At 74.0% G+C, this 11409-nt stretch carries 8 protein-coding genes; all 8 read left to right on the top strand.

Annotated features, from left to right (window positions below; translation table 11 throughout):
* Positions 1-15: 15 nt before the first annotated feature.
* Genes ACOTKD_RS00695 through ACOTKD_RS00660 form a run of 8 tightly spaced genes read left to right on the top strand, consistent with a single transcriptional unit; the run spans position 16 to position 11390 of the window.
* The gene (locus ACOTKD_RS00695) at positions 16-339 is read left to right on the top strand and encodes a LysM domain-containing protein (protein ID WP_424886817.1); all 324 of its coding nucleotides are present in this window, start codon (positions 16-18) and stop codon (positions 337-339) included.
* A complete protein-coding gene (locus ACOTKD_RS00690) occupies positions 336-1457 on the top strand; it encodes a hypothetical protein (protein ID WP_424886816.1) in 1122 nt (373 codons plus the stop codon). The genes ACOTKD_RS00695 and ACOTKD_RS00690 overlap by 4 nt, the downstream gene beginning before the upstream one ends.
* The gene (locus ACOTKD_RS00685; protein WP_424886815.1) at positions 1454-1975 is read left to right on the top strand and encodes a phage baseplate assembly protein V; all 522 of its coding nucleotides are present in this window, start codon (positions 1454-1456) and stop codon (positions 1973-1975) included. The genes ACOTKD_RS00690 and ACOTKD_RS00685 overlap by 4 nt, the downstream gene beginning before the upstream one ends.
* Positions 1976-1985: 10 nt before the next feature.
* Entirely contained in the window at positions 1986-2327 is a 342-nt protein-coding gene (locus tag ACOTKD_RS00680) for a hypothetical protein (protein ID WP_424886814.1), read from the top strand.
* A 6-nt stretch (positions 2328-2333) separates the two neighbouring features.
* Positions 2334-2696 carry a GPW/gp25 family protein gene (locus ACOTKD_RS00675; RefSeq protein WP_424886813.1) on the top strand — a complete coding sequence of 121 codons (363 nt, stop codon included), beginning with the start codon at positions 2334-2336 and terminating at the stop codon, positions 2694-2696.
* Complete coding sequence (locus ACOTKD_RS00670; RefSeq protein ID WP_424886812.1) at positions 2693-5590, top strand: putative baseplate assembly protein; 2898 nt, start codon at positions 2693-2695, stop codon at positions 5588-5590. The genes ACOTKD_RS00675 and ACOTKD_RS00670 overlap by 4 nt, the downstream gene beginning before the upstream one ends.
* Positions 5587-9150 carry a putative baseplate assembly protein gene (locus ACOTKD_RS00665; RefSeq protein WP_424886811.1) on the top strand — a complete coding sequence of 1188 codons (3564 nt, stop codon included), beginning with the start codon at positions 5587-5589 and terminating at the stop codon, positions 9148-9150. The genes ACOTKD_RS00670 and ACOTKD_RS00665 overlap by 4 nt, the downstream gene beginning before the upstream one ends.
* Positions 9147-11390, top strand: a complete 2244-nt coding sequence (locus ACOTKD_RS00660) for a hypothetical protein (RefSeq protein WP_424886810.1) — start codon at positions 9147-9149, stop codon at positions 11388-11390. Before ACOTKD_RS00665 ends, ACOTKD_RS00660 begins: the two co-directional genes overlap by 4 nt.
* Positions 11391-11409 lie beyond the last annotated feature (19 nt).

Raw genomic sequence — 11409 nt, 5'->3', positions numbered from 1 at the left:
CCGAGGAAGGCAGTGATGTTCGATCCCACGAGCCGCTACCACGCCCTCCCCACCGCGACGTGGACCGCACCGGACGGACGTGTCGTCACCTACGTGCGGCGGCGCTTCCTGCCCCGGCCCGGCGAACTGGTCACCGTACGCGAACACGTCGTGCGGCCCGGCGACCGGCTCGACCGGATCGCCGCCCGCCACCTCGGGGACCCGGCACAGGCCTGGCTGATCGCCGACGCCCACCGCGTCCTGCGGCCGGAGGAGCTGACGGCGGTGCCCGGACGCCGCCTGCGCATCACCCTGCCCTCGGGCACCACCTCGTCGGGGCCGGTGGACGGACCGGCATGACCAGCAGCCTGCAGCTGATGCTGCTCGTGGGGGAGAAGGTGGCCGTGCCCGCCCCCGCGATCCTCACCGACGCCCTCCAGTCGGTGCAGGTGACCACGAGCAGCGACGCGGCCAGCGGTTTCCAGCTCACCCTCGCCGTCAGCAAGGACTCGCCCCTCACGCGCGTGCTGCTGCCGACGGGCCTCCTGGACCCCACGAAGCGAGTGATCGTCGTGGCGGTGGTCTCGGGCGTGCCCCACGTCCTCATGGACGGTGTGATCACCCGTCACGAGCTGGACCCCGGGACCGGGCCGGGCGGCGCCACCCTCACTCTTACGGGAGAAGACCTGTCGCTCCTGATGCGGCTGGAGCACCGGCGGGCCTCCTTCACGGGCCAGCCGCGCCACCTCCGCGTGTCCATGGTGTGCGCCCGGTACATCGAGTACGGGATCATCCCCGTGGCCGTCCCTCCGGTGATCGACGCCCTGCCCCTGCCCGGCGGCGAGGAACCCGTCCAGGCGGACACCGATCTGGCCTACCTCCAGAAACTCGCGAAGCAGTCCGGATACGTGTTCTTCATCGAACCGGGCCCCCTGCCGGGCGCCAACATCGCCTACTGGGGTCCCGAAGCGCGCACCGGCGTGCCCCAGCCGGCGCTCACCGTCAACAGCGACGCCGCCACCAACGTCGAATCCCTGAGGTTCGCCTACGACGGCCTGTCCGCCACGGAGTACACCGTCGACGTCACCCTGCCCGTCGTCAAGACCACCGTCCCGGTCCCCGTGCCCGACGTCTCCCTGCTCCGCCCGCCCCTCGCCGTGCGCCCCGCCCCCGCCCTCACCCGCAAGCCCCTGCCCGACCTGACCGGGCGATCGCTGCCGGACAAGCTCCTGCTCGGGCTCTCCCGCACCGCGGAGACCCGGGACGCCGTCACGGCCCAGGGCAGCCTCGACGTCCTGCGCTACGGGCACGTCCTGAAGGCCCGCGGGCTGGTGGGCGTGCGGGGCGCAGGCCCGGCCCACGACGGCCTGTACTACGTGCGCAGCGTGACCCACGAGATCAAACGCGGCGAGTACCGGCAGAGCTTCAGCCTCGTCCGCGAGGGGTTCGTCTCCAACACACCGGTGGTGATTCCATGACCGCTCCGGCCGCGCCCCGCTTCCACAGCCTCTACCAGGGCGTCGTCGAATCCAACGAGGACCCCCTGCAGCAGGGCCGGCTCTACGTCCGGGTGCCCGACGTGCTCGGCGACGTCACCGTGTGGGCCTCGCCCCTGACGCCCCTGGCGGGCACCGGCAGCGGGATGTACGTCGTCCCGCTGGTCCGCTCCGGGGTGTGGGTGCAGTTCCTGGAAGGGGACCCCGGCCGGCCCGTGTGGGTCGGGTTCTGGCGCGACGGGCCGCAGGACGTCCCCCTGGCAGCCGCCGCCACGCCCGCCGGCACCGCCCAGGTCGTCCTGTCGACACCGCAGCAGAACGCCCTCGTCCTCAGCGACGCCCCGACGGGCGGCGTCAAGCTGCAGTTCGGCCCGGTGGGCCCCTCCATCACCATCGACGCGACGGGCATCGAGCTCACCTGCGGCCCCGGGCAGGCGTCCATCACGCTGCGGGGCCCGCTGGTGAGCATCAACGGCGAAGCCCTGACGGTCCTGGTGTGAGGAGCGGCGGATGCCCGGACTGATCCTCCACTTCGGAGCGAGCGTGATGTGCGCCCACCCGCCGGGCACGGTGACCCTCCCGGTACCGGCCCAGCAGAAGGTGTGCACCGGCATGCAGCCGGTCGCCACGGCCCTGGACACCTGGCTCGTCGCGGGCTGCGCACTGGCCCCCACCGGCAACCCGTTCTGCACCACCGTGCAGTGGCAGCAGTTCTCGGCCAAGGTGCGCGTCTTCGGCCAGCCCGTCGTGCTCCAGCCGGCGCCGCCGCCGAGCCCCGGCGCCGGCACGGGGGTGCCCGCGCCGGGACCGCCGATGGTCCAGATGATGCAGCTCAAGGTGAAGGGTCTCTGAGCACCGATGAACATCGCCTTCCCCTACCGCGTCGACGACCGCGGCCGCACCGCCGCCGCCGACCACGCCGACCACGTCCGCGGCATGGTCGAGCAGGTCCTCTTCACCGCGCCCGGAGAGCGAGTGAACCGGCCGGACTTCGGCTGCGGCCTGCTCGACCTCGTCTTCGACCCGAACGGGCCCGAACTGACGGCGACCGTCCAGATGACCGCCCAGGCCGCCCTGCAACGCTGGCTCGGCGACCTGCTCACCGTCGAGTCGCTCACCGTCACGGCCGAAGAGTCCACCCTGCGCGTCTCGCTGAGCTACCGGCTCACCGCCACCGGCGAGCTCCGCGCCGTCCGCCTCGACGGCGGGACGGCCGCATGACCGGCATGCCGCTCTGCGACGACGCCCCCCGCCGGGCGCGGGCCCGCGCCCAGGGCCTCGCGGGCATCGACCACATCACGGCCGGCAGCGACCGCCGCAGCCTCACCGTCGAGTTCTTCGGCACCCCGCCCGGCGACCTGGACGCCCGCAGCTTCCGCATCGAAGGCGGCCTCCGCACGACCGGCATCCGGGTCGTCACCGTGTACCCCGCCGCAGACACCGGGGAAGAGCGCGGCAGCCGGCTGCACCTCACCCTCGACTACCCCGGCGACACCTCCCCCTACCGGCTGCACGTGACCGGCGACGGCATCGACCCCCGCTACGCCGCGCACACCTTCACCTTCCGGCTGCCGCAGGCGGACACCGCGGACTGCGGAAGCGGCCCGCCTCCCTGCCCACCGCCGGCCCCCACTGCCGGTCCGGCCATCGACTACCTGGCCAAGGACTACACGAGCTTCCGCCGCCTGCTGCTGGACCGGTTCGCGCTGACCATGCCCGACTGGTCCGAACAGCACGCCCCCGACCTCGGCCTCACCCTCGTCGAACTCCTCGCCTACGTCGGTGACCGGCTCAGCTACCAGCAGGACGCCGTCGCCACCGAGGCCTACCTCGACACCGCGCGCCTGCGCACCTCCGTACGCCGTCACGCCCGGCTCGTCGACTACGCCATGCACGAAGGATGCGCGGCCCGGACCTTCGTCTGCGTCGAGACGGACGAGGACCTCACCCTGTCCCCCCACGACGTGGCCTTCGCCGTCGTGCCGCCCGAGCGGCTCTCCGGAACCGGAGCCGTGATCCCCTCAAGGGAACTGGCCGCACAAGGCAGGGTCTGCTTCCGGCCCCTGCAGCAGACCCGACCCCTGCAGCAGACCCGGCCCATCCACCTGCGCCCGGGCCACAACCGCATCGAACTGTGGACGTGGGGAGGCGAAGAGTGCCGACTGCCCGCGGGCGCCACCGAAGCCACCCTCCGCGACCAATGGACCGGCAAGGACGGCACCGAACGCCTCCTGCGCCTCGTCCCCGGCGACGTCCTCGTCCTCGAAGAGGAACGCGGCCCCGCCACCGGGGCCGAAGCCGACGCCGACCCCGGGCACCGGCAGGCGGTCCGCCTCACCCGCGTCACGCCCGGCACCGACCCGCTCGGCGACATCCCCGTCGTCGAGGTCGCCTGGGCCGCCGAGGACGCCCTCGCCTTCCCCCTGTGCGTCAGCGCCCGCACGGCACCCGACTGCGAGGACCGCCCGGTGGCCGTGGCGCGCGGCAACACCGTCCTCGTCGAACACGGCCTCCTCAACACCTGGGAACCCGGCGCCGCAGGAGAGCGGTTCACCGCACCGCCCGGCCCCGCCGCCCCGCGCGACTGCACGCCTCCGGACTTCGGCTGCCCCGCCCCCGACCCGGCACCGGAGCCCGCCCCGGCGTTCGTCCACACCCTCGGCGGCAGGAACATCACCCGGTCCGCGCCCTTCCCCGCACCCGGCGCCGTCGCCGCCGCCCAGGCCCGGGCACTCGCGGCCCTGCCGGAACGGACCCGCCGCCGCATCCGCGCCCTCCGGAGCACTCCCGGCCCCCTCCCCGCGGACGACCGGGCCTTCCTGGAGACGCTGTTCGGCACCACCGCGACGAAGGGCCTGTCCACGGACCAGGACCCGGGCCGCGTCCTGGACGGGCTGCTCTCGCGCTTCGACCACCTCCTCGCCCCCCGGCTGAGCCGCCTGGACACACTGGTCCGGCAGGCCCGTTCCGGACGCGTCCTCGGCTCCGCGGACATCGGCTGGGAGATCCGCCAGACCTGGGGCGAAGAGGCGTGGAGGAGCATCGACCCCGACAGCCCCGCCCGGTACGGCCCCGCACGCCACGCCCTCCGCACCGCACCGCGCCGGGCCCTGCCCGTCCTGACCGTCCGCGCGGACGACCCCCAGCCGCAGCAGGCGGGCACCACGGACCCCCCGGGCACCGAGTGGACGCCCCGGCGCGACCTCCTGGCCAGCGGCCCCCGCGACCGTCACGTGGTCCCCGAGACCGACGACGACGGCGTCACCAGCCTGCGGTTCGGCGACGGCCGGACGGGCACCGCACCCCTGCCGGGCACCGCACTGACGGCCCACTACGGCACCGGCAACGGCCGCGCGGGCAACATCGGAGCCGAAGCCATCAACCGCGTCGCCTTCCGCACCGCCACCGCACCGCGCGTCCTGCGGGTCCGCAACCCCCTGCCCGCCACCGGCGGCACCGACCCCGAACCCGTCGACACCGTCCGCCGCCTGGCCCCCCGCGAACCCTTCCAGCAGCTCCGGCGAGCCGTCACCGCAGAGGACTACGCGGCCCTAGCCGGCGCACGGCCCGGCGTCCAGCGCACGGCGGCGACCCTCCGCTGGACGGGAAGCTGGTACGAGGCCGACATCGCCGTCGACGCCCTCGGCACCCCCGAAGCACCGTCCCACCTGCTCGACGACGTACGCCAGGCCATGCACCCCTACCGGCGCATCGGACACGACGTGGTCACCGGCCCCGCCGTCACCGTCCCCCTGGACCTGGACCTCACCGTCCAGGTGGACCCCTCCTTCGTCGCGGCCCACGTGGGGCAGGAAGTGCTGCGGACCCTGCGACCGGGACGCCGGCCCGACGGCCGCTCCGGATTCTTCGACCCCGACGCCCTGAGCTTCGGCACCCCCGTCCACATCAGCCGCCTGATCGCCGCCGTGCTCGCCGTACCCGGGGTCCGCTGCGCCGAGGTGACCCGGCTGCGCCGCCACGGCGACGACACGGGGAGGGACCTGCCCCCCTCCGGCTCCCTCTCCGTCCGGCCCCTGGAGATCGCCCGGCTGGACGACGACCCCGCCCACCCCGAGCACGGACGCCTCACCCTCACCCTGCAAGGAGGACGATGAGCGGCCCCACCTGCCCCTGCGGCTGCCGCGTCACCACTCCCGTCCGGGTCTGGAACCGGCCCGGACTGCCCGCCATCGCCTACCGCGCCGGCACCCACGGCCAGTTCCTCGACACCATGCTGGCCCGGCTCTCCGACGCCCGGCATCAGGCGCTCGCCGGCCTGACACACCGCACGCCGGACGACTTCTCGATCGCCCTGCTCGACGGCTGGGCCGTCATCGCCGACGTCCTCACCTTCTACCAGGAGCGCATCGCCAACGAGGCGTACCTGGCCACCGCCACCGAACCGGACTCCCTGACCCGGCTCGGGCGGCTCGTCGGCCACCGGCCCCGTCCCGCCCTGGCCGCCGGCACCTACCTCGCCTACACCCTCGACCCCGGCACCCGGACCACCATTCCCGCCGGATCCCAGGTGAAGAGCACACCCGCCCCCGGACAACTGCCCCAGACCTTCGAGACGTCGGAGGCGGTCGACGCCCGGGCCGAGTGGAACCGGCTCCCGGTGCGCCGCACCGCCGCGCCCGTCATCGACCCGGACACCGCCCTGAAGACACCGGCCGTGGAACTGGCCGGTATCCACCCCGGACTACGCCCCGGAGACCGCCTGCTCTTCCTCTTCGCCGCCACGGGACAGGGCAGCGTCCGCACGGTCTACAGCACGCAGCCCGACCCTGCGGCGAACCGCACCACCGTGATGCTCGAACTGCCGAGCACCATCCGCGACTACGCGGCCGTCTTCCAAGCCCTCCTCGACGCCACTGACGAAGCGGAGCGCAATCGCCCGAAGCCGGTTCCCGTCGCGCCCGTCCCGCCTGTCGCCCCCGTCCCGCCCATCGCCCCCGTTCCGCCGCCGCCCGACGAGGCGCCCCGCTTCGCCGCCCCCGGAGCCCCCGGCCTTCCGCCCCGCCCCGACTCCGAGGCACCGACGGTCATCACCCCCATCCCCGGGCCACCCCCCGACGACCGGTCACACGAGGTCGTCACCCCTGAACCGGATGAAACCCGGGAACCGGGCGGCACTCCCGGACCGGCCGTCCCCGAGGAACCGGCCCCACCGGCGCCCCCCGACGATCCCGGCGACGTCGCAGACCCGGACACGGTTCATTTCGACACCCTGCGCCACGCCGTGCTGCGCCACGCGGTGCTCGAGGCGAAGCACCACCACATCGACCGCAACAACCCCCCGCGCCCCGACAGCTTCCTCGACGACCTCTCCGGACCGCTCAACCGCATCGACGAACAACTGGCCGTCGCAGGCGCCGCCGGACGGAAACCGATCACTGACTGGCTCACCCCGGTCGCCGAAGCGGGCCGCCTCGTCCGGGACATGGCAGCCCGCGCCACCGGCTCGCCCGACCTCTTCGCCCTGCACGAGCTCACCGAAGGCCCTGCAGGCCGCACCGCACAAGGCGGCGACGAGACCGTTGCCGACGACGCCCTCCTCCGCCTCACCCCCGCGCTCGCCGCACTCAACCGCCCGCCCTCCCGGCCCCCGGCCGGCCCCCGCGACATCGCCACCCCCGTCGACGCCCTCCTCGGGCCCGGATCCGACGCCCTCCCCAGGCTCCTGGCCGCAACCCGGCCCCAGCTCGCCGGACAGCTCTACCAGGCCATGAGCACCGCCGACCTCACCGGGCCCCCGCCGCTCACAGGCATCCAGTGGCTCCGCGTCAAAGCCGCCCTGTGCGGCGCGACGCTCGCACCCCGGGCCAACCCCGAGGCTGGTGGGCCCGGCAAGCCCGAGTTCGAAATGCCCCTGCTCAACGTGGACGATCACGCCGCCGACCAGCTGACCCTCGACGCCGTGTACGACACGATCCTGCCCGGCAGCCGGATCGTGGTGGAGAAGGCCGGCGAGAACAGGGTGCACCTCCGCGACGTCAAAGATGTGGTTCAACTCTCCGTCGTGGACGGTGGCCTGGCCTTCAAGGTGACGCGCCTGACCCTCACCAAGAGCTTGTCCGGCGACTACCGGGTCGGGGAAGCCCGCCGCCTCGTGACCGTCTGGGCTGCGGGAGAGCCCCTGACCACCGCTGAAACCCCCCTGGACGACCGGGTCTCCGGGAAAAAGATCGAACTCGACGACACCTTCGAGGGCCTGAGCCCCGGTCGATGGCTGATCGTCTCGGGGGAGCGCACCGACGTGCCGCGCACCACCGGCGTACGGGGCACCGAGCTGGTCATGATCGCGGGAGTCCTCCAGGACACCCAGGACATGAAGCCCGGCGACCGGTTGTGCACCACGCTCGTCCTGACCACCGAACTCGCCTACACCTACCGGCGGGACACGGTCGTCGTCCACGGCAACGTCGTTCCCGCCACGGCGGGCGAAAGCTGCCGCGAGGTCCTGGGCAGCGGCGACGCGGCGCAGGCCGGACAGACGTTCGTCCTGCGCCGCTCGCCCCTCACCAGCCTTCCCGCCGCCACACCCACCGGTGCCGCCGACACTCTGACCGTCCGCGTGGGCGGCATCGCCTGGCCCCGGTGCGCCGACCTCGCCGACCTCGGACCCACCGGCACCGGCCACTACCTCCGCACAGGCCCCGACGGAGCCGCGTGCGTGCGCTTCGGGGACGGCAAGCACGGCAGGCGCATCCCGACGGGGAACGAGAACGTCACCGCCGAGTACCGCGTAGGCAGTGGCAGCGCCGGCAACGTCCCCGCCGGCGCGGTCAACCAGGTGGTCAGCAGACCCCTGGGTGTCAGCGCCGTCACCAACCCCCTGCCCGCGACCGGTGGCACCGACGCCGACGACGCCACGGCGGCACGGGCCCGTGTGCCGCTGCGCCTGCGCGCCCTCGACCGGCTGGTGTCCCTGCGTGACTACGAGGACTTCGCCCTCGCCTTCGCCGGCATCGGCAAGGCGTCGGCACAGCACCTCACCGGCGCAACGAGCCGGATCGTCCACGTCACCGTCGCCGCCGCCGGCGACGTCCCCCTCGACGCCGGATCACCCCTGACGGCCGCGCTCCGCACAGCCCTCCAGCAGTACGGGGAACCCGCCCTGCCCGTCCGCGTCGACCTCCGCGAGCGCGTCCTCCTCGCTCTGTGGGCAGGAGTGAGCGTCCTGCCCGGCTACCTGTGGGAGAACGTCGAACCTGCCGTGCGCCGCGCCTTGTACGACGCACTCGGCTTCGCGGCGGCCGAACTCGGCCGGCCCGTCCACGTGAGTGCGGCCGTCGCCGCGGCCCAGGCGGTCCCGGGCGTCGGACACGTGGCCGTCGACGTCTTCGGAGGCATCCCCGACGACATCGACACCGTCGCCCTGAGCGGCCTGGCGCGACAGCTCACCAACGCCACCGGCTGGGTCGCCGCCGAACCGGCCAGGCACGGCCCGAGCCTTCACACCGTCTCCCAGTCCGACACCCTCACCGCCGTCGCCCTGCGGCACGGGCTCACTCTTGAGGAGCTCATCGCCCTCAACCCCGGGGTACGGCCCGGCATCGGCCCGGAGGACCTCGGCCGGAGCCTGGTGGTACACCAGGGCCCGCGCGCCGCCCAGCTGGTCGTCCTCGACCCCGCCGTGCCCGAAACGCTCGTTCTGCGGAGGATCCCGTGAACCCCGATCAGCTGTACGACCTGCTGCCCGCCGTCCACCGGCGCCGCGATGCCGGCAACGGCGGGCAACTGCGCGCCCTGCTCTCGGTCATCGCCGAACAGGCCGGCGTCGTCGAAGCCGACATCGAGCGCATGTACGCCGACTGGTTCATCGAAACCTGCGCGGACTGGGTCGTCCCCTACCTCGGCGAACTCGTCGGCTACCGCCCGCCGCCCGGCGTCGCCGCCATGCCGCCCTCCGGAACGGAGGAAGCCCACCGCCTCCTCGCCTCCGCCGTTCCCCGCCGCGAAGTGGCCTCCACTGTGGCCAACCGCCGCCGCAAGGGCACCCTCGCCCTTCTGGAAGACCTGGCCCGCGACGTGGCCGACCTGCCCGCGCGCGCCGTCGAGTACCGCCGTCTCCTCGCCGTCACCCAGCCGGTCCGCCGGTACACGGCGGACGACGCGGCGGCCCGCCGCAGGCTGCGCCGCGGCGGCCTCGCGGACCTGCGCCGCACCGAGGCGCTCGACCGTCTCGGCGGGCCGTTCGACGACCTGGCGCGCACCGCCGAGGTGGCGCGCACCGGAGCGGCCCGCCGCTCCGGCCGCTACAACATCCCCGGGGTCGTCCTCCACGTGTGGCGGCTGAGCGCCCACTCCGTCACCCGGGCCCCCGCCCACTGCCTGGACCGGGCCCGCAACCGCTACACCTTCAGCGTGCTGGGCAACGACACCCGGCTCTTCACCCGCCCCGTCACCGAACCCTCGCCCTGCCACATCGCCGACGAGACCAACGTCCCCGCGCCCCTCGGCAGACGGACCCTGGCCGCCCGCCTCCACGACCACTACGGCCCCGGCAAGAGCCTGTGCCTGTGGGTGGGGGACCCGGACGGCGAACCCGTCCCCCTCCGCCGCATCGTGGCCGCCGACCTGTCCGGGTGGGCCCACCGGAGCACCCCCGGGCAGATCGCCGTCGACCCGGTCCTCGGCCGCATCGCCTTCGCCCCCCGCGACGCCCCCGAGAGCGGCCTCTGGGTGACGTACCACCACGGTTTCCCGGCCGACCTGGGCGGCGGCGAATACCCCCGGCCCGGCCCTCCGGCCGCCCCCGGCGCCCGCACCCCGTACCGTGTCGGCCCCGGCTGCGCACACGAGCGCATCACCGACGCACTCGAACAGCGCCGTGCCGACCTGGAACAGTGGCGCGACGACACCAGGCGCTGGGAGGAGCGCCGACGCCGTGCGGAGCGCCCGGTGCGGACCACGGCCCGCACACCGGCCCGCAAACGCCCGCCCGTCCCCGCCGACCCCCCGCCACCCCCCTCCGACACCATCGAGATCAACGGCAACGCTGTCCACCAGGACGTCCTGGAGATCCGGCTCGACCGGGGCGAGCACCTCGTCCTGCGGGCGGCGGACGGCTCCCGCCCCGTCCTGCGGCTCCTCGACTGGACCGGAAACCGCCCCGACGCCCTGCGCATCGTGGGCACCGGGGACGGCGACGGACCCCCGCCCCGGATCACCCTCGACGGGCTGCTCGTCACCGGCCGCAGCGTCCAGGTCCGGGGCGAGGTCGGACAGCTGACCCTCCGCCACTGCACCCTGGTGCCCGGCTGGGACCTGGACGAGCACTGCCGGCCGCAGGAACCGGAGGAACCCGGGCTCGAACTCATCGACACGCCCGCCTGCGTCCAGGCCGAGCACAGCATCCTCGGCACCGTCACGGTCACCCACGCCGAAGAGTCGGCCGAACCCAACCAGCTGTGGTTCTCCGACAGCGTGCTCGACGCCACGGACCGGGACCTGGCCGCCCTCACCGGACCCGAGGGCCGGCACGCCCACGCCGTCCTCCATGCCCGCCGCACCACCGTCATCGGGACCGTCCGCGTCCACGCGGCCGGCCTCGTCGAGGACTGCCTCCTCGACGGCGACGTCCACGTCGCCCGCCGCTCCGCAGGCTGCGTACGGTTCAGCTGGCTGCCCCCGGCCTCCCGCACACCGCAGCGCTTCCACTGCGAACCCGAACACTCCGGCGACCCGGCCGCCGCCTCCCTGCGCTTCACCAGCACCCGCTACGGAACCCCCGGCTACCTCCAGCTCGCCGACGGCTCTCCCGACTCCGTACGCCGCGGAGCCCAGGACGGAGCGGAACCCGGAGCCCTGCACGACCTCTTCCAGCCGCAGCGCGAGGACAACCTCCGCACGCGCCTCGCCGAATACACCCCCGCCGGTTGCGACGCCACCGTCCTGTTCGCCACCTGACCCACCGCCCCGCCACGGA

The sequence above is a fragment of the Streptomyces sp. XH2 genome (assembly GCF_049725035.1).
GTDB classification, from domain to species: Bacteria; Actinomycetota; Actinomycetes; order Streptomycetales; family Streptomycetaceae; genus Streptomyces; species Streptomyces roseoverticillatus.
The sequence above is the reverse complement of the archived record's forward strand: the minus strand, read 5'-3'. Positions and strand labels throughout refer to the sequence as shown.

Excerpts from the sequence above, each read along its gene's own strand:
- ACOTKD_RS00665 (WP_424886811.1), top strand. The coding sequence starts at position 5,587 with ATGAGCGGCCCCACCTGCCCCTGCGGCTGCCGCGTCACCACTCCCGTC.
- ACOTKD_RS00685 (WP_424886815.1), top strand. The coding sequence starts at position 1,454 with ATGACCGCTCCGGCCGCGCCCCGCTTCCACAGCCTCTACCAGGGCGTC.
- ACOTKD_RS00690 (WP_424886816.1), top strand. The coding sequence starts at position 336 with ATGACCAGCAGCCTGCAGCTGATGCTGCTCGTGGGGGAGAAGGTGGCC.
- ACOTKD_RS00675 (WP_424886813.1), top strand. The coding sequence starts at position 2,334 with ATGAACATCGCCTTCCCCTACCGCGTCGACGACCGCGGCCGCACCGCC.
- ACOTKD_RS00670 (WP_424886812.1), top strand. The coding sequence starts at position 2,693 with ATGACCGGCATGCCGCTCTGCGACGACGCCCCCCGCCGGGCGCGGGCC.
- ACOTKD_RS00680 (WP_424886814.1), top strand. The coding sequence starts at position 1,986 with ATGCCCGGACTGATCCTCCACTTCGGAGCGAGCGTGATGTGCGCCCAC.
- ACOTKD_RS00695 (WP_424886817.1), top strand. The coding sequence starts at position 16 with ATGTTCGATCCCACGAGCCGCTACCACGCCCTCCCCACCGCGACGTGG.